Source organism: Embleya australiensis (genome assembly GCF_051903075.1).
Taxonomy (GTDB): domain Bacteria; phylum Actinomycetota; class Actinomycetes; order Streptomycetales; family Streptomycetaceae; genus Embleya.
This window is the reverse complement of sequence record NZ_CP182422.1, coordinates 1,403,550-1,424,158: the sequence shown is the minus strand read 5'-3', so window position 1 is coordinate 1,424,158 and position 20,609 is coordinate 1,403,550. Positions and strand designations below refer to the sequence as shown.

At 72.4% G+C, this 20,609-nt stretch carries 19 protein-coding genes and 1 riboswitch; of the genes, 6 read left to right on the top strand and 13 right to left on the bottom strand.

Annotation, left to right across the window (positions count from 1 at the left end):
* The first annotated feature begins 79 nt into the window (after window positions 1-79).
* Window positions 80-289 carry a CsbD family protein gene (locus ACMXN5_RS05840; protein ID WP_078978080.1) on the top strand — a complete coding sequence of 70 codons (210 nt, stop codon included), beginning with the start codon at window positions 80-82 and terminating at the stop codon, window positions 287-289.
* Between the two features lie 105 nt (window positions 290-394).
* Here the strand turns inward: ACMXN5_RS05840 and ACMXN5_RS05835 are convergent, their stop codons facing one another.
* From ACMXN5_RS05835 to ACMXN5_RS05790, 10 genes are all read right to left on the bottom strand, one after another.
* The gene (locus ACMXN5_RS05835; protein WP_439674330.1) at window positions 395-1,093 is read right to left on the bottom strand and encodes a hypothetical protein; all 699 of its coding nucleotides are present in this window, start codon (window positions 1,091-1,093) and stop codon (window positions 395-397) included.
* Complete coding sequence (locus tag ACMXN5_RS05830; RefSeq protein WP_439674329.1) at window positions 1,084-2,535, bottom strand: hypothetical protein; 1,452 nt, start codon at window positions 2,533-2,535, stop codon at window positions 1,084-1,086. The genes ACMXN5_RS05835 and ACMXN5_RS05830 overlap by 10 nt, the downstream gene beginning before the upstream one ends.
* A complete protein-coding gene (locus ACMXN5_RS05825; RefSeq protein WP_439674328.1) occupies window positions 2,532-3,398 on the bottom strand; it encodes an ATP-binding cassette domain-containing protein in 867 nt (288 codons plus the stop codon). Before ACMXN5_RS05825 ends, ACMXN5_RS05830 begins: the two co-directional genes overlap by 4 nt.
* Window positions 3,395-4,231: a zf-HC2 domain-containing protein gene (locus ACMXN5_RS05820; RefSeq protein ID WP_439674327.1), complete on the bottom strand. Its 837-nt coding sequence runs from the start codon at window positions 4,229-4,231 to the stop codon at window positions 3,395-3,397. Before ACMXN5_RS05820 ends, ACMXN5_RS05825 begins: the two co-directional genes overlap by 4 nt.
* Complete coding sequence (locus ACMXN5_RS05815) at window positions 4,228-4,797, bottom strand: RNA polymerase sigma factor (protein ID WP_439674326.1); 570 nt, start codon at window positions 4,795-4,797, stop codon at window positions 4,228-4,230. Before ACMXN5_RS05815 ends, ACMXN5_RS05820 begins: the two co-directional genes overlap by 4 nt.
* Window positions 4,798-4,805: 8 nt before the next feature.
* Window positions 4,806-6,020, bottom strand: coding sequence for an XdhC family protein (locus ACMXN5_RS05810; RefSeq protein WP_439674325.1), 1,215 nt, complete (start codon window positions 6,018-6,020; stop codon window positions 4,806-4,808).
* A 40-nt stretch (window positions 6,021-6,060) separates the two neighbouring features.
* Window positions 6,061-7,566 carry an NCS2 family permease gene (locus ACMXN5_RS05805; RefSeq protein WP_439674324.1) on the bottom strand — a complete coding sequence of 502 codons (1,506 nt, stop codon included), beginning with the start codon at window positions 7,564-7,566 and terminating at the stop codon, window positions 6,061-6,063.
* Between the two features lie 233 nt (window positions 7,567-7,799).
* Entirely contained in the window at window positions 7,800-10,166 is a 2,367-nt protein-coding gene (pucD, locus tag ACMXN5_RS05800) for a xanthine dehydrogenase subunit D (RefSeq protein WP_439674323.1), read from the bottom strand.
* A gap of 4 nt (window positions 10,167-10,170) precedes the next feature.
* Window positions 10,171-10,671, bottom strand: coding sequence for a (2Fe-2S)-binding protein (locus ACMXN5_RS05795; protein WP_439674322.1), 501 nt, complete (start codon window positions 10,669-10,671; stop codon window positions 10,171-10,173).
* Window positions 10,668-11,552 (bottom strand): FAD binding domain-containing protein, encoded by an 885-nt coding sequence (locus ACMXN5_RS05790; protein ID WP_439674321.1) that lies wholly within the window; start codon window positions 11,550-11,552, stop codon window positions 10,668-10,670. Before ACMXN5_RS05790 ends, ACMXN5_RS05795 begins: the two co-directional genes overlap by 4 nt.
* Before the next feature lie 302 nt (window positions 11,553-11,854).
* Between ACMXN5_RS05790 and ACMXN5_RS05785 the strand changes: the two genes are divergently transcribed.
* Complete coding sequence (locus tag ACMXN5_RS05785) at window positions 11,855-13,474, top strand: PucR family transcriptional regulator (RefSeq protein WP_439674320.1); 1,620 nt, start codon at window positions 11,855-11,857, stop codon at window positions 13,472-13,474.
* Window position 13,475: 1 nt separating this feature from the next.
* Here ACMXN5_RS05785 and ACMXN5_RS05780 read toward each other — a convergent pair whose 3' ends face one another.
* Window positions 13,476-14,261 carry an SDR family NAD(P)-dependent oxidoreductase gene (locus tag ACMXN5_RS05780; protein ID WP_439674319.1) on the bottom strand — a complete coding sequence of 262 codons (786 nt, stop codon included), beginning with the start codon at window positions 14,259-14,261 and terminating at the stop codon, window positions 13,476-13,478.
* Between the two features lie 157 nt (window positions 14,262-14,418).
* Here ACMXN5_RS05780 and ACMXN5_RS05775 point away from each other — a divergent pair, with 157 nt between their 5' ends.
* The 4 genes from ACMXN5_RS05775 (at window position 14,419) to ACMXN5_RS05760 (ending at window position 18,050) form a co-directional block, all read left to right on the top strand.
* Window positions 14,419-15,663, top strand: a complete 1,245-nt coding sequence (locus ACMXN5_RS05775) for a Tm-1-like ATP-binding domain-containing protein (RefSeq protein WP_439674318.1) — start codon at window positions 14,419-14,421, stop codon at window positions 15,661-15,663.
* A gap of 1 nt (window position 15,664) precedes the next feature.
* Window positions 15,665-16,528: a phosphoenolpyruvate hydrolase family protein gene (locus ACMXN5_RS05770; protein WP_395786156.1), complete on the top strand. Its 864-nt coding sequence runs from the start codon at window positions 15,665-15,667 to the stop codon at window positions 16,526-16,528.
* Window positions 16,529-16,604: 76 nt separating this feature from the next.
* Window positions 16,605-16,940: an EthD family reductase gene (locus ACMXN5_RS05765; RefSeq protein WP_439674317.1), complete on the top strand. Its 336-nt coding sequence runs from the start codon at window positions 16,605-16,607 to the stop codon at window positions 16,938-16,940.
* A 221-nt stretch (window positions 16,941-17,161) separates the two neighbouring features.
* A riboswitch (cyclic di-AMP (ydaO/yuaA leader) is annotated at window positions 17,162-17,324 on the top strand.
* A 105-nt stretch (window positions 17,325-17,429) separates the two neighbouring features.
* Window positions 17,430-18,050, top strand: coding sequence for a transglycosylase family protein (locus ACMXN5_RS05760; RefSeq protein ID WP_439674316.1), 621 nt, complete (start codon window positions 17,430-17,432; stop codon window positions 18,048-18,050).
* Between the two features lie 146 nt (window positions 18,051-18,196).
* Here ACMXN5_RS05760 and ACMXN5_RS05755 read toward each other — a convergent pair whose 3' ends face one another.
* Together ACMXN5_RS05755 and ACMXN5_RS05750 are read right to left on the bottom strand one after the other, a co-directional pair.
* Complete coding sequence (locus ACMXN5_RS05755; protein ID WP_439674315.1) at window positions 18,197-18,946, bottom strand: hypothetical protein; 750 nt, start codon at window positions 18,944-18,946, stop codon at window positions 18,197-18,199.
* Between the two features lie 87 nt (window positions 18,947-19,033).
* A complete protein-coding gene (locus ACMXN5_RS05750) occupies window positions 19,034-20,398 on the bottom strand; it encodes a carotenoid oxygenase family protein (protein ID WP_439674314.1) in 1,365 nt (454 codons plus the stop codon).
* Window positions 20,399-20,609 lie beyond the last annotated feature (211 nt).

Sequence of the window (20,609 nt, the reverse complement as noted above, 5' to 3'; positions counted from 1 at the left end):
TCGTTTCCGGTTATAGATCGGGCCGGACGTCGCGCGATCAACGGACGCGCGCGGTCTACCGCGACAGGAGACCCGAGACATGGGCATCGACGACAACATCCGCAACAAGGCCCAGGACGCAGCCGGCCAGGCCAAGGAGAAGGTCGGCGAGGCGACCGGCAACGAGGACCTGCGGGACGAGGGCCAACAGGATCAGGGCTCGGCCAAGGCCAAGCAGGCCGTCGAAGGCGCCAAGGACAAGGCCAACGAGGCGATCAACAAGATCAAGGGCTCGCTCAAGCGGGACTGATCGCAGGGCCCGCCCGGTCGCCGCATGCGACGGAGTCGGGCAACCGCGAGGCCCCCGGTGCGCCGGGGGCCTCGCGGCGTGGGTGGGCGGGTCGGCTCCGGTGGGTCAGCCCAACCGGCCGAACGGGCGGTGGTTGGCCCGCAGCAGGACGAGTACGGCGACCGGGAGCGCGGCGGCCCAGGCGAGGTGGATGCCGGTCCAGTCGGGCGCACCCGCTTCGGGCCACGGTGAGATGGGCAGCGCCAAGGTCGCGGTGACCAGGGTCAGCACAGTGCCGATCGCGATGAGCGCGGCGGTCCTGCCGGGCACGCGGTGGACGGCCCATGCGGCGGCGGCCACGGTCGCGACGGCGAGCACGGCGGCCTCCAGGGTCAGGCCGACCCAGGGCAGCGCGGCGGGCGAGCGCCGGGTGACCACGACGGCCGCCACGCCCCAGACGAGGGCGATCGGGAGCAGCGCGACGAGGGTGCGCAGACCCTGGCGCAGCGCGCGGGGGACCGGGAGGGCGGCGGTGCTCGACTCCATCGGGTCGAGCGGCGCGACGGCCGAGGCGGCGCCGAGCAGGACGGCCGCGACCCGCAGACACGTCACCGCCTCGTCGGGCCTCGGCGCGCCCACCGCGGCCACCCAGACGGCGATCGGGGCGACGGCGAGGAACGGGATCCAGTCGATCGCCCGGACCACGGTGGGCAGCAGGGCGCGGGCGGTGCGCAGGGTACGGCCGGCGCGTGGGCCGCGGGAGGTGTCCGGGGCGGGGAGCGCGCGCCGGGCGGGCCGTACCCGCCGGTCGGGAATCAGGCGCACGGTTGCTCCCCGGCGGCCGGGATCGGGGTGTCGGCGGTGAGGCCGAGGAGCGGCAGGGCGTCGGCGAGCGGCGACTTCACGAGGGTGTCCCAGTGCGCTCCGATCCGCTCCCGCGCGCCCGGATCGGCGAGCAGTCGCCGGGCATAGGTCACCTCGGCCTGCCCGTAGTCGCGACCGAGCGGGTTCGAGCGGCCCACCGTCCATTCGCGGATCAGGTCCATCCGCACCGGTTCGGGCTCGATCGGGTATCCGGCCCGGCCGAGCAACCACAGCGCGACCACCGTGCCGGCCCGGCCCCGGGCGTCGCAGCCCTCGGGGCCCAGCCCGGTCGCCTCGGCGGCGAACCCGCCCGCGAGCATGATCCGGTAGGCGGGGGAGCGGACCCAGATCAGGCCGGTCTCCACCGAGTGCGGCGGCCGGTCCACGAACCACGACCACGTCCCGGTCACCTGACGCACCACCGGCAGTCGCCCGCGCGCCGCGGCGGGCAGACCGGCGGCGACCGGGCCGACCGCCCCCGCCCACAACGGGATCCACGCCGTGTAGTCGCGGAACGCGCAATAGGTGACCCCGTCGCGGACCTCGCAGCGCTGGGCGTCGGGGCCGAACCAGTGTGCCCGGACCCGATGGTCGACGGCCGCCACGCCGGGCCGGGGGCTGCGGCCCGGCGGGATGGTGGACGGATCCTCGGCGCGCGCCGTGGCCACCGCGCCGGCGGGCACCGCGACCGCGAGGGCGACGCCGAGCACCGCGAGCCGCCCCGGCCGCCTCCCGTGCCGGAGCAGGGCCAACGCGCAGCAGGCCACCACCGCCGCGACCAGGTACACCAGGTGCAGAGCACTGGGCCGACTCGGCCAGTCGGGCCGCTGACGCAGCACGATCGGCAGGAACCAGGCGCCGAATCCGCCGAAGCCCAACTCGGGCCGATTGCGGTTGAGCAGCGTGGCCAGGGCGAGCACGACCACCACGATCGGCGTGGCGATCAACGACGGCAGCCACCGGGCCAACACCACGCCCAGGACGGCGGCCAACGCCGTCGCCGCGACCAGCGCGAGCGGTTCGAACGGGTCGAGCCGCCCGGCGACGTTGCCCTGCACTCGGCGCACGGCCAGGTACACCCCGCATGCCGCCGCCGCGAGCAGGGCCCCGACCACCATCCCGGCCAGCGCCACCGCGCGGGTACGGGCCTCGGGTCGACACGGCAGCGCGTCGAACGCCTCGGTGGTCCCGTGGCGTCGATCGCGCGCGGCGGCGGCGTTGGTCACGAACAACACGCAGGCCGCGATCAGCAGCCCGTACCCCGCCAGTTGCACCGATTCCACGGTCAGGTCCGGCGCCCGATCGTGCACGTCGTTCAGTTGCAGCGCCGGCGCCGCGATCGCCGACAACCACGGCAACGGGTGCGTCGCGAGCCGGCGGAGCTCCAGCCGGAACAGGGTCATCGGATCGCCGCCGGGTCGACCGCGTCCAGGCACAGCAGGTAGCCGTCCTCCACCGTCGGCTCATCGGGCACCCCGCCCGGCGGCGGATCGCCCAGCACCCGGTAACTCCCGTCCGCCGTGCGCCAGTAGCGCCCCTCGGCCGGACGCTCCCCGGTGCGCCAGACCCGATCCGCCGCACTCGCGGCCAGAGTGGCCGGGGTGCCGGTGAACACCACCCGACCCGCGGCCAGCACGATCACCCGCTCGCACAACGCGGCGACGTCCTCGGTCTGATGCGTGGACAACACCACGGTCAGTCGCTCGCCGAGCCGGGAGACCAGCGAGCGAAACCGCATGCGCTGGTCCGGGTCGAGGCCGACCGTCGGCTCGTCGAGGATCACCAACTCGGGTGCGCCGAGCAGCGCCTGGGCCAGCGCGAGGCGCTGCTTCATGCCGCCGGAGAGCCTGCGCACCTTCGTGTCGGCCCGATCGCCCAGGTCCACCTCGTCGAGCACCCGACGGACCTCGCGGTGCCGTTCCCGACGATCGGTCAGATCCTTGAGCACGGCGACGTAGTCGACCAGGTCGAACGCGGTGAAGTGCGGATAGAAGCCGGGCGATTGCGGCAAGTAGCCCAGTCGACGCCGCAGTTCGGTGCGCTCATCGGCGACGGCCGGGTTCAGGCCGAGCGCCTCGATCCAGCCCTCGTCCGGGGCGAGAGTGGTGGCCAGGCAGCGGATAAGCGTGGTCTTGCCCGCGCCGTTGGGCCCGAGCAGTCCGGTCACCCCGACGCCAAGGCTCAGGTCGAGCCCGGCCAACACCGCCCGGGATCCGTAGCGTTTGCGCAGCGCGCTCACGCGCACGGTGGTGGTCGTGGTGGTCATCGCATGCTCCGAAGGCGCGGTGTGGCGGACGGGGAACCGGGATCGAGCCGGCGGCGACGGGCGTACACGACGAGCGCCAACAGCGGCACCGCGCAGGCCCAGCCGGCCTGGGCGACGGGGGCGAACAGCAGGTATCGGTCGACCCGTTGGGTGCCGAGCACCACGGCGACCCAGCCCAGGGTCAGGCCGCCCGCCGCGATCGGCAGCGGCAGGCGGGTGCCGATCGCGAGGCAGGCCAGGGTCAGCGCGAGTGCGGGCAGCAGCCACGCGGCGCCCAGGCCGGCGGGTCCCGGCAGGAAGGGCGCGGCGAGGCCGGTGAGCGCGGCGGCGGTGACCAGGACGGCGCCCGCGCGCAGGAACAGCAGGCGGGATCCGGCGAGCGGGGTGGCCGCCTGCACCTCGTAGGCCCGGTCCACGCCCGGGCCGTAGGCCAGCGCCACGCCGGCGAGTGGCAACACCGGCGCGCCGACCAGGAAGGCGAGCAGGACCCCCGGGGTGTCGCCGGCCAGGTGCGCGGCGGCGGTGCCGAAGGCCAGTACCGCGATCACCGCGAGCAGCCAGGCCCGGCTGAGTGCGGGCGTCGCGGTCAACAGGCGGGCCACGTGCGGGCGCACGCCCAGGCGGGCCAACGCCCGTTCCGGCCACGGCGGTCGGTCGATCGCGGCATCGATACCGGCCCAGGAGCGGGCCAGCCAGTCGGGGTCGACCGGGACGTGCGCGCGACAGCTCGGGCAGCCGGCCAGGTGGGCTTCGATCGACATCACGTGCGCGACGGGCAGCCCGCCGCTCAGATAGCGGGTCAGCAGCGGTTCGGGGATGTGCCAGGCGCTCATGTCAGCAACTCCCTCAGCCGGGCCCGGGCCCGCATCGCCCTGGTCTTCACGGTGCCCTGCGGTATCCCCAAGAGCCGGGCGGCCTCGCCGGTGCTGAGTCCGTCCAGCACGGTGGCCTCGATCACCGCGCGCAACTCGGGGGAGAGCCGGGCGATCGCTGCGCCCACGTCGGTGTGCTCGACGCCCAGCAGGACCAGGTCCTCGGCGGAGGCGGTGGTGGGGTGGTCGGCGTCGAGTTCGACCACGGGGATGCGCCGGACCCGCAGCAGGGAGACGAGCCGCCGGATGCCGATGGTCCAGATCCAGGCGGCCGGTTCGCCGCCGGCCGGATCGAAGCGGCCCGCTCCGCGCCACACCGCGACAAAGGTGTCCTGGATCGCGTCGTCGACGAGGTCGGCGTCGGCACAGCGCCTCGCCAGTCGGGCCCGCAACCAGGGCGCGTGGCGGGCGTGCAGGACGCGCAGCGCCTCCTGGCGGCCGGTGGCGACGGCGGCGAGCAGGTCGGCGTCGGCGGAGTTCTCGGTGACGGGCGGTGGGTCGGGGCGGTTCGCGAAAAACAGGCGCACACCCTGGACTATCGCCGTTGCTCGCGCGGCGGTTCACGCGATGGTGGGGAGTTCGGCCCCGGAGCGCAGTGGCGGAGTCGGGCCGCCGCGTGGTGGATCGGGCCCGTGGCGGTGCGCAGGGGGCGGGCCGTGGCGCCGGTTCGGGTGGCCACCACCTCGGCGAAGATGGACAGGGCCGTCTCGTCGGGGGTGCGGGCGCCGAGGTCCAGGCCGATGGGGGAGTGCAGCGCGGCCAACTGCTTTTCGGTGAGCCCGATTTCGCGCAGGCGGGTCAGGCGCGCCTCGTGGGTGCGGCGCGAGCCCATGGCGCCGACGTAGGACACATCGAGGCGCAGCGCCAGGTCCAGGAGCGGGACGTCGAACTTCAGGTCGTGGGTCAGGACGGTGATCACCGTGCGGGCGTCGAGGGTGTTCGCGATCGAGGCCAGGTGGCGGTGCGGCCAGTCCACGATCACCTCGTCCGCGTCGGAAAAACGCCGCCGCGTGGCGAACACCTCCCTCGCGTCGCACACCGTCACCCGGTAGCCGAGCAGGTTGCCCATCCGGGTCACCGCCGCCGCGAAGTCGATCGCGCCGTAGACGAGCAGGCGCGGTGGCGGGGTGCGGGTCTCCACGAAGACGGTGACGTCGTCGGGGGCCGACTCCGGACACGGGCGGCCGTCCGGGCGCAGCGTCACCAGGCTGGTGCGGCCCAAGGCGAGCATGGCTCGGGCCTCGGCGACCACGGACGCGTCCAGCGCGGGATCGGCGCCGAACGTACCGGTCACCGCGGACTCCGCGGGGTCCACTCCGCGCGCCGCGCCCACGACCGTGATCGCCCGCCCCACCAGCGCCGCCGGTCCCGCCACGACGCGGGCCGCGGCCACGGGGATGTCCCGTTCGGCCGCGGCCAGGGCCGCCTCCACCGTCGCGTCGCCGGCGCGTTGTACGAAGATGTCGAGCACTCCGCCGCAGGTCAGCCCCACGGCGAAGGCGTCCTCGTCGCTGTAGCCGAAGCGCTGGAGCACCGGGGTGCCGCGCTCCAGCGCCTCGCGGCACAACTCGTACACCGCACCCTCCACACACCCGCCGGAGACGCTGCCGACGACCGTGCCGTCGGCGCCCACCGCGAGCGCCGCGCCCGGGGGGCGGGGGGCGCTCCCGCCGACGCCGACGACGGTGGCCAGGGCGTATGGCGTTCCCGCCCGGCGCCATGCCGCGAGTTCGCTCCCGAGGTCGAGCATCGACGTCTCCTGGGGGTGTGGGTGGCGCGGTGTGCGGGCGTCAGCTGACGCCCAACCACTCCTTGATCGGATGCAGGGCGAAGAACACGAGGAATGCCAGGGTGAGGATCCACATCAGCGGGCCGATGTCGCGGAACCTGCCCTGGGCGGCCTTGATCAGCGTGTAGACGATCACGCCGGCGGCGACGCCCGCGGTGATCGAGTACGTGAACGGCATCAGCACGATGGTCAGGAACGCGGGGATCGCCGCGGCCTTGTCGTCCCAGTCGATGTGCTTGACCTGGGTGATCATCATCGAGCCGATCACCACGAGCGCGGCGGCGGCGACCTGGTCGGGGACCACGCCGGCGAGCGGGGTGAAGAACAACATCAGGCCGAAGATCGTGCCGGTCACCACACTGGACAGCCCGGTGCGGGCGCCGTCGCCGACGCCGGTCGCCGATTCGATGAAGACGGTCTGACCCGACGAACCGGTCACCCCACCGACGATGCCCCCCGCACCGTCGATGGCCAGGGCCTTGGACAGTCCGGGCATCCGGCCCTTGTCGTCCACGAGCCCGGCCTCGTTGCCGATGCCGATGATGGTCGCCATCGCGTCGAAGAAGCCCGCGAAGACGAGGGTGAACACCAGGACGGAGGCGGTGATGCCGCCGGCCTCGGAGAAGCCGCCGAACACGCTCACCTCGCCGAACAGCCCGAAGTCCGGCGCATCGACCACCTTGTCCGGCAGGTTCGGTACACCGCCGCCCCAGGTCTTGTCGGATATGTCGACGATCGCATTGACCACCATCGCCAGCACGGTGCCGAAGACCAGGCCGATCAGGATCGCGCCGCGGACACCGCGGGCCATCAGCATGAAGATGGTGAGCACCGTGACCGCGAAGATCAGCACCGGCCAGCCGGCCAGTTCACCGGCCGGGCCGAGCGTCACCGGCGGTCCGCCCGGGGCGGCGTTCTCGGTCACCACGCCCGCCTTGTTCAGCCCGATCATCGCGATGAACAGCCCGATCCCGATGGTGATCGCGTGCTTGAGCGCCATCGGGATGGCGTTCATGATGCGCTCGCGCAGCCCCGAGACGACCATCAGCATGATGATCAGGCCGTAGATCACGCACAGGCCCATTGCCTGCGGCCAGGTCATCTCGGCCGCGACCTGGTTGCCCACCACGCCGGCCACCGACAGGCCCGCGGCCAGCGCCAGCGGTACGTTGCCGATCAGGCCCATCGCCACCGTGGTGACGAACGCGGCCAGCGCGGTCATCGTGGTGATCTGCGCGGGGTCGAGCTGGTGCCCCTTGACGTCCTTGCCGCCCAGCAGGATCGGATTGAGCAGCAGGATGTACGCCATCGCCATGAACGTGGTGAGGCCGCCGCGCAGTTCGCGGCCCACCGAACTGCCGCGTGCGCTGATCCGGAAGTACGTGTCCAACGCGCCCGAACCGGACGAGCCGGCCGGCGGCGGATCGCCGGCCGCGGTCGCCCCGGATCCGCGCGGAGGATTCGGGGGATTCTCGCCGGGTTCCGTCGGAACCGATGTCTGAGCCACTTTCCCACTCCCAAGTGTCCTAGGTGTTGTTGGGGTGGAGCCGGTCGCCGCGGCGCAAACCGCCCGGAGCCTGTTCCGGGCAGGCGGGTGCGACGACCTTCCTGCGTGGGGGCGCGTCCGCTCGACGGCACGGCGATCGGCCGTGCGGGGTCGAGCCGGTCCGGCCCCGAGGGCCGCGTCTGCGCCGCCGCCGGGACCGTACTACGGTGATGAGAACGGGAACTGACGGAGTCTCAGAGCCCGGTGAGGTGTTCCGGCCGGACCGGCACCCGGTTCAGGGCCAGACCGGTCGCCGCGCGAATCGCCGCGACGATCGCGGGCGTCGCGGACAAAGTGGGTGCCTCGCCGGCCCCGCGCAGCCCGTACGGGGCGTGCGGGTCGGCCAGTTCGAGGACGTCCACCGGCATCGGCGGGGTGTCGAGGATGGTGGGGATCAGGTAGTCCGTGAAGGACGGATTGCGCACCCGTCCCTCGGCGACCACGATCTCCTCCATCACCGCCAGGCCCAGCCCCTGGGTGCTGCCGCCGTGGATCTGGCCGAGCACCGCGAGCGGGTTCATCGCCTTGCCGACGTCCTGCGCGGCGGCCAGTTCGACCACCTTGACCAGGCCCAGCTCCACGTCCACGTCCACCACCGCGCGGTGTGCGCAGAAGGTGTACTGGACGTGCCCGACGCCCTGTCCGGTGGTCCGGTCGAACGCCTGGGTGGGGCGGTGCCGGAACTCGACGGTCTCGTCCACGGGTTCGTCGCCGAGCAGGTCGACGAGGTCGGCGACCACCGCGTCGGCGCGGTCGACCACCTTGCCGCCGACCAGGCGCAGGCCCGCCACGAGATCGGGCGTCCAGCCGTGGCGGAGCCGGCCGCGCTCGAACACCGTGCCGCGCACCGCCTCGGCGGCCGACTTGACCGCACCGCCCGTCATGTACGTCTGCCGCGACGCGGAGGTCGACCCGGCGGAGCCCACCCGCGTATCGGCCGGCGCGATGGTCACCAGGTCCACGCCCAACTCGGTGCGCACGATCTGTGCGTGCACCGTGACGCCGCCCTGGCCCACCTCGGCCATCGCGGTGTGCACCAGCGCGACCGGCGCGCCGCCCAACACCTCCAGGCGGACCCGCGCGGTGGAGTAGTCGTCGAAGCCCTCGGAGAAGCCGACGTTCTTGATCCCGACCCCGTAGCCGATCCCACGTACGACGCCCTCGCCGTGCGTGCTGTTGGACACCCCGCCCGGCAGCTCGCGCACGTCCACACCGTCGGCGGTGTGCCGGTGCTCCGCCGCCGGCAGCGGCATCGCCTTGACCCGGCGCAGCAGTTCGGCCACCGGCGCGGGCGCGTCCACGACCTGCCCGGTGGGCAGCACCGAGCCCTGCTCCATCGCGTTCAGCCGCCGCAACTCCACCGGATCCAGGCCCAGTTCCGCGGCCAGCCGGTCCATCTGGCTCTCGTAGCCGAAGCACATCTGAACCGCGCCGAAGCCGCGCATCGCGCCGCACGGCGGGTTGTTCGTGTACACCGCGGTCGCGTCGATCGAGGCGTTCGGGATCACGTACGGCCCGATCCCCAGCGAGGCCGCGTTGCCGACCACGGCGGGGGAGGAGGAGGCGTACGCGCCGCCGTCCAGCACGATCTCCGCCCGGACGAACACCAACCGGCCGTCCCGGGTGGCGCCGTGCTCGAAGACCATCGTCGCGGGATGGCGGTGCACGTGGCCGAAGAACGACTCCTCGCGGTTGTAGACGATCTTCACCGGCTTGCCGGTGTACTGCGCGAGCAGACACGCGTGCACCTGCATCGACAGGTCCTCGCGCCCGCCGAACGCGCCGCCGACGCCGGCCAGGGACAGTCGCACCTTCTCCGGCGGCAGACCGAGCACCGGGCACAACTGCTGCCGGTCCACGTGCAGCCACTGGGTGGCGATGTACAGATCGATCCCGCCGTCCTCGGCGGGCACCGCGAGCCCCGACTCCGGGCCCAGGAACGCCTGGTCCTGCATGCCGACCTCGTACTCGCCGCGCACGATCACATCGGCCCGTGCGCGCACCCGCGCCGAGTCCCCGTCGCCGTGGTGGATGTGCTGGCTGTGCACGATGTTGCCGCAGGCGTGCGCCTTGTAGTCGGCCGGCGCGTGCACGTAGCCGTAGCGCTCCGGGTCCAGCGCCTCGGCCGGTCCGATCGCCGGCAACACGTCGTAGTCCACCGCGATCCGGGCCGCCGCGCGCCGCGCGGTCTCGGGGTGGTCGGCGGCCACGATCGCGATCGGCTCGCCGTGGAAGCGCACCTCGTCGATGGCCAGCACCGGCTGATCCGCGATCTCCAGGCCGTAGAACCTGCTGCCGGGGATGTCCTCGTGGGTGAGCACCGCGTACACCCCCGGCACGGCCAGCGCCGCGGACACGTCCACGGACCGGATCCGGGCCCGGGCATGCGGGCTGCGCAGCGTCGTGCCCCACAACATGTCCTCGTGCCACAGGTCCGAGGCGTAGGCGAAGTCGCCCTTGACCTTGAGGATCCCGTCGGGCCGCAGCGGCGACGCGCCGATGCCGTCCCGACCGGGCGCGGCGACGTCGAGCAGGTTCTTCGGCATGGTGGGACCGGCCATGGCGTCAGCCCTCCGAACCGGCCGGGGCCGTGCCGCGCGCTTCGGCCTTGCGTGCCGCCGCCAACCGGACCGCGTCCATGATCTTCTCGTAGCCCGTACAGCGACACAGGTTGCCGGACAGCGCCTCGCGGATCTCCGCGTCGGAGGGGTGGTGCGCCCGGTTCAGCAGGTCGTGCGTCTGGACCAGCAGCCCCGGCGTACAGAACCCGCACTGCACCGCGCCCGCGTCCACGAACGCCTGCTGGACCGGATCCAGCGTGTCCCCGTCGGCCAGCCCCTCGACCGTGCCGACCTCACGATCCTGCACCTGTCCGGCGGCGACCAGACACGCGCACACCGGGGCACCGTCGAGATAGACCGTGCACGAGCCGCACTCGCCCTGCTCGCACGCGTTCTTGGACCCGGGCAGCCCGACCCGCTCGCGCAGGACGTACAGCAGGCTCTCGCCCTCCCACACGTCGTCCGCCTCGGTCGGGCGGCCGTTCACGGTGAATGTGACCCTCATGCGGCGGCCCTCCCGGTGGCGCGGTGGTCGTTCCAGGTCCAGAGCAGGGTGCGGCGCGCCAGTACGGCCAGCGCGTGGCGCCGGTACGCGGCCGACCCGCGCACGTCGTCGATCGGCGCGGCGGCCGCCGCCACCAGTTCGCCGAAGCGCCGCGCGGTGGCCTGCGGCAGCTCGCCGCCGGAGGTCCACAGGCCGCTCTCGTCGAGTTCGGCCCGGATGAACTCCTCCGCCTCGTGAGCCCGGCGCGGGGTGGGCGCGGCTGAGCCGATCCCGGTGCGCACGTCCCGGGTGCGCGGGTGCAGCGCGACCGCGAACGAGCAGACCGCGATCACCATCGCGTTGCGGGTGCCGATCTTGGCGAACTGCTGCGGCCCGGTCGCCGAGGGGATGTGGATCGCCCGGATCAGCTCGTCCGGCTCCAGCGCGTTGCGCTTGACCCCGAGATAGAAGTCGTCGATCGGGATCAGCCGGGTGCCGCGCACCGACGCCGCCTCCACCGCGGCGCCCGAGGCGAGCAGCGGCGGGTGCGCGTCGCCCGCCGGCGAGGCGCCGCCGAGGTTGCCGCCGACCGAACCCCGGTTGCGGATCTGCGGCGAGCCGACGGTGCGTGCGCCGAGGGACAACCCCGGCAGCCGGTCGTGCAGCGACTCGATGATCCGCGCGTACGGTACGCAGGCGCCCAGACGCACCGTGTCGTCGTCCTCGATCCGCCATTCGTGCAACTCGCGGATCCGGTTGAGATCCACCAGGGCGTCGGGGCGACGCCGGTCGAAGTTCAGCTCGACCATCACGTCGGTGCCACCGGCGATCGGGACCGCGGACGGGTGCTGCGCCTTGACGGCGAGCGCCTCCTCCCACGTCGCGGGCCGCAGGAATTCCATGTCGGGTGTCTCCTTCTGCCTTGCGTATGGCCCTACCGTCCTTGTACCCGTCGCGGGGGGCGCGTCGCTCCGGGTGTGGTGACCGGTCGTTTCGTGACCGGTCGTTTTTGTGGATGGGAGGGTGCGCACCAGTACACCGAGACGGAGGTCACTGCGAGTACCCACCAAAGACATGACCCAGGCGTGTCACACGGGCGGTGTTCCCGTACTTTTCTCCAAGTGCTCGTCCGGTCGTCGAACCGGTATGACGGATCCGCCGCGCGGCCGACGCCGTGGTCGGCTCGATCGAGAGGGGGCCGTCGATGCGGTTGCGCGCGCTTCTCGGCGATGGCACGAGCGGCGTCGGCATAGCCGGCATCCGTCTGCTGGTGGGCGAGGGGGAGCTGGATCGTACGGTGCGCGCGGTGATGACCACCGACCTGCACGACCCCAGCCGCTACCTGACCGCCGGGGCCCTGGTGCTGACCGGGATGGGTTGGCGCTCGGGTCCGGCCGACTCGGACCGCTTCGTCCGGGTGCTGACCCGGGGCGGCGCCACCGCGCTGGCCGCGGGGGAGGCCGAGATCGGCGCCATCCCGGCCGATCTGGTGGACGCCTGCGAGCGGCACCACCTGCCGCTGTTCGCGGTCGCGGAGGAGTTGTCCTTCGCCCACCTGACCGAGTTCGTGGTCCGGCGGATCTCCGCCGAGCGGGCCGACGACCTGACCGCGGTGGTCGACCGGCATCGACGTCTGGTCCAGGCGGCGGCCGGCGGGGCCGGGCTGGACGGGGTGCTCGGGCTGGTCGCGGCCGACATCGACATCCACTGCTGGGTGCTCTCGCTGACCGGGCGGCAGGCCGCCGCCGGCGGGCCGGATCTGGCGCCGGGGTTGCGGATCAAGCTGGCCCGCGCGCACTTCGCCGCCCGCGAGCGCCGGGCCCGGGTGCCGTTCCGGCATCGGGTCGACGGGCGCTCGTTCTCGCTGTTGCCGGTGCCCGAGGCGGGCGGCGCGGCCGACCCGGACGTGTGGGGCGACTGGTTTCTGGCGGTCGAGGACGACGTGAGCGACTGGCCCGACCGGCATCAGGCGCTGCTGGGCGAACTGGTCCGGCTGGTCTCGGTGGGCCGGGAGCGGGTCGAGGACGGACGCCGGCACACCCGGCGCCTGGCCGACGACGTGCTGAACCTGCTGGCGACCGGCGCCGATTCGTTGGAGGTGGCGACCCGCCTGCGGGTGGCCGAGCCGGACGAGGGCGACACGTGGCACCGGCAGTTCGTCACCCTCACGCTGCCCGACGTGCCCGTGCGCGACGCACCCCGACTGGCCCGGGTGCTGCTGGAGGAGGCGTTGGCGGATCGACCGACGCCGGCCCTGGTGTCGGCGGCCGGCACCGGCGCCGTGGCGCTGATCTCGTGCGAGGGCGGGGACGACCGGGACGGCGCGGAGCCGGATCCCACCACGGGCCTGCTGCGCGAGCGGCTGGCCGCGTTGGACGGGCCCGCGACGGACGACCTGCGGGCGCACATCGGGGTGAGCGCCCGGGTGGCCCGCGCCGACGCGCTGCGCGGCGCCCTGGAGGAGGCCTGGCACGCGGGCCGGATCGCCGGGACCAGGACGGGCCGGATCGAGGTGGTCGGGCACGCCGAACTCGCCTCGCACGTGGCGCTGTTGGCCGCGGTGCCCGAGGACGTGCGCCGGGCCTTCCGGGGCCGGTTGCTGGAACCGCTGCGCGCGTACGACGCGAGCCATCAGGCGGACCTGATCGGCACGTTGGAGGTGTTCCTGGACTGCGACGGGTCGTGGACCAGGTGCGCCGCGCGGTTGCACGTACACGTGAACACGCTGCGCTATCGGATCGGCCGAATCGAGGAGCTGACCGGGCGTCAGTTGGCCCGGCTGGAGGACAAGGTGGACTTCTTCCTGGCGCTGCGGCTGCGCTGAATCAGCCGATGGAGGCCCCCGACGTGACCGGGACGACCGTGCCGGTGATCGCCCGGGCCCGGTCGGAGGCCAGGAAGGCGACGGCGTCGGCGATGTCCTCGGGCCGGGTGATCCGGCGCAGCGCCGAGGACCGGGTCAGCTCGGCCCGCACCTCGCTCTCGGGCACCTCCCGGCGCGCGGCGATGTCGGCGATGTACCCGGCGAGTTTGGCGTTCTCGGTGTAGCCCGCGACGACCACGTTGACCCGGATGCCGTCCGGCCCGACCTCCTTGGCCAACACCCCGGAGGCCACCTCCATCGCGGCCTTGGTCGCCGCGTACGCGCCCAGGCCGACCAGTTTCGCGCGCGGCGCCTCGGAGCTGATCTGCACGATCGAGCCGCCGCCCACCGCGCGCAGATGCGGCAACGCGGCCCGGGAGACGGCCAGTACGCCCAGCACGTTGATCTCGAACGCGCGCCGGAACTCGTCCGGGTCCAACTCCTCCAGGCGTCCCGACGGGTTGTACGTCGCCACGTTCACCACCACGTCCACGCGGCCCGACTCCCGCGCCGCGGTGTCCACCAGCGCGCGGCAGGCGCCCTGGTCGGCCAGGTCGGTCGGCACCGCGAGCACTCGACGGCCCGTCAGCTCCCGGATCTCGTCCGCGAGTTCGCGCAGCGGTTCGGGGCGGCGGGCGGCCAGCACGAGGTCCGCGCCGTCGCGGGCCAGCGCCAATGCCGACGCGCGCCCGATGCCCGCTCCGGCTCCCGCGACGATTGCGACCCGTGCGTCCGGTTCCTCCGCCATCGACACCCCTTTCACGTGCACGAAATCCGCGACTCGCCACCCGTCCTATCGCACGGTGCTTTGCATTGCCATGATCATCCGGTTGGGTTACTGTGCGCGGCCGTTCGCCGCCGAAGCGTCAACCCGGCAAGCCGTACCGACACCACCGGAGGCACCGATGCCCACCGTCGTACTGATCGGAACGCTGGACACCAAGGGGTCCGAATACGCGTGGCTGGCCTACCGGCTGCGGGCCAGAGGCGCCGAGGTCCTGCTGATGAACGTCGGCGTCCTGGGCGACTCGCTGGCCCAGGCCGATGTCCAGGCGGGCGAGGTCGCGGCCGCGGCCGGCACCGATCTGGAGGACCTGCGCACTCGCGCCGACCGGGGCGCGGCGACCACCGCGATGGCCGAGGGCGCGGCCTCGATCCTGCGCGAACTCTTCGAGCAGGGACGGGTGGACGGGGTGCTCGCGATGGGCGGCTCGGGCGGCTCGGCGATCGCGTCCCACGCGATGCGCGCGCTGCCGGTGGGCGTGCCCAAGCTGCTGGTGTCCACGATGGCGGCGGGCGACGTGTCGCCGTACGTCGGCGCGGTGGACGTGACGATGATGTACAGCGTCGTGGACATCGCCGGGATCAACCGGCTCTCCGAACGCATCCTGGGCAACGCGGCGGACGCGATCGCGGGCATGGCCGGCGGCTACGCCGAGGATCGCGCGGCGGTCGCCGGGGTGACCGGCGAGGGCCGACCGCTGGTGGCCGCGACCCAGTTCGGAGTGACCACGCCGGCGGTGGACGCGGCGCGCGAGCGGCTCAACGAACTGGGCTACGAGGTACTGGTGTTCCACGCCACCGGGGCCGGCGGCCGGTCGATGGAGAACCTGGCAGAGGGCGGCTTCCTGGCCGGGGTCCTCGATCTGACCACCACCGAGTTGGCCGACGACCTGGTCGGCGGGGTGCTCAGCGCGGGGCCGCAACGGCTGACCGCGGCCGGGCGGATGGGATTGCCGCAGGTGGTCAGCGTGGGCGCGCTGGACATGGTGAACTTCGGCCCCCGCGACACCGTTCCGCCGCGTTTCGAGGACCGGCTGTTGTACGTGCACAACCCGACCGTGACGCTGATGCGCACCACACCGGCCGAAAACGCCGAACTGGGACGGCGGATCGCGGCCAAACTGCTCGACGCGACCGGGCCCACCGCGCTGTACCTGCCGCTGCGCGGAGTCTCGGCGATCGACGTCGAGGGCGGACCCTTCTACGATTCCGACGCCGATACGGCGTTGTTCGACGCGTTGCGCGCCGGCCTCGACGGGACCGCCGTCGAGGTGCGCGAGGTCGCGACGGACATCAACGATCCGGCGTTCGCCAAGGCGGCGGCGGATCGATTGCACGAGTTGATCACGAAGGGACACGTGGACTGAGATGAACGGACGCGAGGCGCGGGGCCGACTGCGCACGACGGTCGAGCAGGGCGGCGTCGTGATCGGCGCGGGCGCGGGCACCGGATTGTCCGCCAAGTGCGCCGAGGCCGGGGGTGTGGACCTGATCATCATCTACAACTCGGGCCGCTATCGCATGGCCGGCCGGGGTTCGTTGGCGGGACTGCTGCCGTACGGCGACGCCAACGCGATCGTGGTGGAGATGGCGGGCGAAGTGCTGCCGGTGGTGCGCAGTACCCCGGTCCTCGCGGGGGTGTGCGGCACCGATCCGTTCCGGATCATGCCGCACTTCCTGGACCAACTCGCGGCCATGGGCTTCGCGGGAGTGCAGAACTTCCCGACGGTCGGCCTGTTCGACGGCGTCTTCCGGCAGAACCTGGAGGAGACCGGGATGGGCTACGACCTGGAGGTGGAGATGATCCGGCTGGCGGCGGAGCGCGGTCTGCTCACGGCGCCGTACGTCTTCGACCCCGAGCAGGCCCGTGCGATGGCGGCGGCCGGCGCCGATGTGCTGGTCCCGCACCTGGGCCTGACCACCAAGGGCAGCATCGGCGCGACCACCGCGGTCACCCTCGACCAGGCGGTGGAGCGGGTGCAGGAGATGCGCGACGCGGCGGCGGAGGTCGATCCCGACGTGCTGGTGCTGTGCCACGGCGGGCCGATCGCCGAACCCGAGGACGCGGCGTACGTCCTGGCCCACACCACCGGCGTGGTCGGCTTCTTCGGCGCCTCCAGCATGGAGCGTCTGCCGACCGAGGTGGCCATCACCGAGCAGGCACGGGCGTTCAAGAGCATCACCCCGAGTGGGGACGCCGCCACGACGGGCGACACCCCGGCACATCCGTAACGACCGCGCCCGGCAGCAGCCGCGTGGCGCAAGCGCACGTCCGTCCGTCCGACCACCACGAGCGTGAGGACCCGGCATGTACAAGTTGACCGTGCTCTACGGCCACCCCGACGACCCCGCGGCGTTCGACTCCTATTACTGGGACAAGCACGTCCCGCTGGCCCGCACCATGCCGGGGCTGACCGGCTGGACCATCGGCAAGTGCGAACCGGATCCGTCCGGCGCGAAGCCGCCCTATTACCTGGTGGTCGCGCTGTACGCGCCTTCGCGCGCGGAACTCGAGGCGGTGCTGGATTCGCCCGAGGGGCGGGCCACGGTGGCCGATGTGCCCAATTTCGCGACCGGTGGCGCGACGTTCCTCTGGGACGAGGAGCGGGTAGTGGTTCCGGTAGAGCTGCCCGCGACGGAATAGCCCGTCGCTGACGCACGCGTGACCGCGTGGCCGCGCACCGTGTACGCCGGCGCCGTGACCTGCAAGGACGGCGACAAATCGGGCAAATAGGTGTTATTCCCCCTTATGGGGGACGTCACAAACCGCCCGAAATGTTTGCCAACCCGGCGAACCGGTGCGTAGCTTCGTGGTTGTTCGCACAAGCGGACTCCCCGGGCGGTACGCCGAATCCTGCCGCCGCCCGAGGGAAGCAGTCGATATCGACTGGCGGCAGGAGCGGGGGAACCAAGTGAGCCGACATCGGCACTGCCGATGCCTGGGGTGAAGCCATGCCTGTGACAGGCGAGGCCGGGCCAATCGTCCGAACCCGACAGCTAACTTCGTAGGCGCCCGACGAGGTAATCAATGACCTTCCGTGCCATCACCGCTCCGGTTCGTTCGCTCTCTCGTGGCCGTCGCGCCGGCATCGCCGTCGCCGCAGGTGCGGGTCTCGTCCTTCCCCTCGTGGGCATGGCGGGCAGCGCGAACGCCGCGACTTCGTCCACCTGGGACGCGGTCGCCCAGTGCGAGAGCACCGGCAACTGGAGCATCAACACGGGCAACGGCTTCTCCGGCGGTCTGCAGTTCACCCCGAGCACCTGGAACGCGTTCGGCGGCAGCCAGTACGCGGCCAGCGCCGCGCAGGCCTCCAAGGCGCAGCAGATCGCCGTCGCCGAGCGGGTCCTGGCGAGCCAGGGCCCCGGCGCCTGGCCGGTCTGCTCCGTCAAGGCCGGCCTGGGCAAGGGCGGCGACGCCAACGCCACGGCCGAGTCCTCGACCACCGGCAAGACCAAGTCCTCGGTCGAGCCGAAGGCCGAGCCCAAGTCCGAGGCCAAGCCCGCGACCGGCAACGCGCCGAAGCTCAACGTGCAGCCCAAGCAGGACGTCGCCAAGCAGGACGCGCCGAAGTCGGCCGCGACCGAGCGGGCGTCGGGCTCCGGGACCTACACCGTCAAGTCCGGTGACACGCTGTCCGCGATCGCGGCCAAGTTCGGTGTCAAGGGCGGCTACAAGGCCCTGCACACGGCCAACGCCGGCGTCATCGGCGACAACCCGAACGTGATCGCGGTGGGCACCAAGCTCGCCGTCTGATCCCCCCTCACCACGTGGGCCCCGCCGAACACTTCGGCGGGGCCCACGTGTGCGCCGATCGCCCCTTCGCCGGCGCCCCGATCGTCTCCGCCGCACTGCGGCCGGTCGCTCGTGCCTACCGGACGCGAGTAGGCCGAACGGCCCGGTCAGCTCTGCTCGGTGCGCAAAAGCCGCAGGAACGCCTTGATGCCGGAGATGACTTCCTGGTTGTCCGTCAACTGGCTGATGGTGTCCTCGAAGCGGCGGCCGAGGGCGTCCACCTTGCGGTCCGCCTCCTGGAAGCGCCTCGTCGTGTCGGCCGCCCCGAAGACCGTCGTCTCCTTGAGTTGCTCGATGCTCTCCAGCAACTCCTTGGTGCGGGTCTCCAGGCCCTCGACCTTGGCCTTGAGCGCCGTGACGTCCTGGCTGACCGCGAGCACGTCGTCGCGGGGGTGGGTCACCTCGCGCAGCATGGTGCGCAGCCGCTGGGACAGGTGCTCCGCATACGCCTGACCGGGTCGGAACAGGGTGCTGAGCAGGTAGAACCCGGCGAACCAGTAGCCCACCACGCCACCGGAGATCCAGGTGATCAGCGCGATCACCGCGGCGGAGAGCACGTGTGCGCCGATCGCGCCGTAGAGCAGTCGGCGGGCCATCCGCCGGGCCTCGACGTCATGCCCCTCGGGAACCGCCAGGCCCCGCTCCCGGCTGATCGCGATCTCCGTGATCACCCGCTGGGCCCGGAAGTACAGGTTCCACGGCGCGGTCAGCACCAGGATCAGCCAGAACAGACACACCGCCCCCGCCCCGAGCGAGAGCAGATCCGCCAATGACGTGTCCTCGACGAAATACAGCACGATGCCCAACGCCGTCGTGCCGACGAACAGCAGAACCGCAAGCAGCCTGGTCGCACCCACCCGAATCGCACTCCCACCCCACCCGGTGCCCGGCCCACCCGAGCACGCTGCTCGGACTGTAGAGCACGAAGATCGGCGTGGTCGGGTTCAGCCGTCGGCAACCGATCCGTCGCAGTCGGGAATCCACGAACCATGGATTCCGGCCGGTACCCGGCGCGGCAGTTCGACGACCGCGATCGGCGGCGCGGTGATCCTGCGCGCGTCCAGCACCAGCAACTCCGAGGCGTTCCGGGCGAGATCACCGACCACGGTGAGCAGGTAGCCGTCGTCCTCGGCGGTGCCGCCCTCGGCCGGCACGAACACCGCCTCGCCGGGCATGCGGTCACGCCCCTGCCCGGCGATCCACCGCTCCCCGCTCACCCGGTCGTACTTGACGATCGCGTACTCGCGCAGCCCCGCCCCGGGAAAGGCCGACACGTAGCCGAATCGGTGCGGCCGGCCCACCGCACGGGCATCGATCGTGGGGAACTCGACGACCAGCGAGTCCAGTTCCTGCTCGCCCGCGATTCCCGAGGCCGGGTCCAGGATCCATCGGTGCGAGATCGCGCCGACCACGGGTGGTTCGGGGTAGCCGGGTGCGCCCACCCACCACCGCCAACTCGTCTCCCACGCGGCGCGATCGAACCTCGGCGCCTCCAGCACGATCCGCCCGCGCGCGTCCTCGTACGCGTTGGCCACATGCAGCACCATCCCCGGCGACACCTCGAACCAGGTCGGTACGGCCGGGCCGGTGCGCGGCATCACGCCGATCCGGGGCGCGTAGGACTCGCTCCAGCGGTAGGGCACACCGGAGGACTCGGCCGGGTTGAACACCACCGGCAGGTCGAGCCAGACCACATGACGTCGCGTCAGGCCGAAGTCGTGCATCAGCGAGGGCCCCGCGCCGCAGATCACCTCGCTGCGGATGATCCGCCCCCGGGGCGAGGCGACGTGGTACGTGAGATACGGCGGGGTCGGCGAGTAGCCGAAGAAGTGCAGTTCGCCGGTGCCCGGATCGGTTTTGGGATGCGCGGTCATCGCGGTGGTCAGCCCGCCGGCGAAGTCGTACGGGCCGACCGTGTCCAACTCGCGGGTCACCTCGAACGGGAGGTTGGCCTCCTGGAGCGCGAGCAGCCGACCGGCGTGTTCGACGATGTGCGTGCCGGCGATGCTCGCGGTCAGGTCCACGCTGCCGTCCGCGCGCACGTACGGCGCGCCGTTCCACGCGGGGGTACGTACCCACCGGTTGCGGTACCACTCGGCCCGGCCGGCCCGCAGCCGGATGCCGTGCAGCATGCCGCTGCCCCGGAACCAGTGCGACGGCACGTCACCGGGTCGCGGGTTGTGCCCGTTGCGGATGTAGCGACCGTTCAACTCCGGCGGAAGCATGCCCCGAACCTTCAGGTCGCGCCGGTCGATCTCGTCGGCGACGGGTGCGAAGTGCTCGGCGAGATAGGGCTTTCGCAGGTCCACGACGGCGCGCTCCGATCACCTGGGTCGGCGACTGTAACACCTGCCGCCGCCGATCCGGCACCCGATGTGAACGCGCCCTCGCCGACCTGTGCGCCCCGAAAGAGATCCGCAACCGGCCGGAAACCCACACCACTTCGAGGCAAACGTGACAAAGTCCCGGCAATACGCGAAGGCGGGCCGGGGCGCTCGCCCCGACCCGCCCACCGCCGCG

Coding starts and splice junctions, on each gene's coding strand:
- ACMXN5_RS05825 (WP_439674328.1), bottom strand. CDS start 3,398: ATGACCACCACGACCACCACCGTGCGCGTGAGCGCGCTGCGCAAACGC.
- ACMXN5_RS05760 (WP_439674316.1), top strand. CDS start 17,430: ATGGCGGGCAGCGCGAACGCCGCGACTTCGTCCACCTGGGACGCGGTC.
- ACMXN5_RS05775 (WP_439674318.1), top strand. CDS start 14,419: ATGCCCACCGTCGTACTGATCGGAACGCTGGACACCAAGGGGTCCGAA.
- ACMXN5_RS05785 (WP_439674320.1), top strand. CDS start 11,855: ATGCGGTTGCGCGCGCTTCTCGGCGATGGCACGAGCGGCGTCGGCATA.
- ACMXN5_RS05820 (WP_439674327.1), bottom strand. CDS start 4,231: ATGAGCGCCTGGCACATCCCCGAACCGCTGCTGACCCGCTATCTGAGC.
- ACMXN5_RS05830 (WP_439674329.1), bottom strand. CDS start 2,535: ATGACCCTGTTCCGGCTGGAGCTCCGCCGGCTCGCGACGCACCCGTTG.
- ACMXN5_RS05795 (WP_439674322.1), bottom strand. CDS start 10,671: ATGAGGGTCACATTCACCGTGAACGGCCGCCCGACCGAGGCGGACGAC.
- ACMXN5_RS05840 (WP_078978080.1), top strand. CDS start 80: ATGGGCATCGACGACAACATCCGCAACAAGGCCCAGGACGCAGCCGGC.
- ACMXN5_RS05790 (WP_439674321.1), bottom strand. CDS start 11,552: ATGGAATTCCTGCGGCCCGCGACGTGGGAGGAGGCGCTCGCCGTCAAG.
- ACMXN5_RS05765 (WP_439674317.1), top strand. CDS start 16,605: ATGTACAAGTTGACCGTGCTCTACGGCCACCCCGACGACCCCGCGGCG.
- ACMXN5_RS05780 (WP_439674319.1), bottom strand. CDS start 14,261: ATGGCGGAGGAACCGGACGCACGGGTCGCAATCGTCGCGGGAGCCGGA.
- ACMXN5_RS05770 (WP_395786156.1), top strand. CDS start 15,665: ATGAACGGACGCGAGGCGCGGGGCCGACTGCGCACGACGGTCGAGCAG.
- pucD (WP_439674323.1), bottom strand. CDS start 10,166: ATGGCCGGTCCCACCATGCCGAAGAACCTGCTCGACGTCGCCGCGCCC.
- ACMXN5_RS05810 (WP_439674325.1), bottom strand. CDS start 6,020: ATGCTCGACCTCGGGAGCGAACTCGCGGCATGGCGCCGGGCGGGAACG.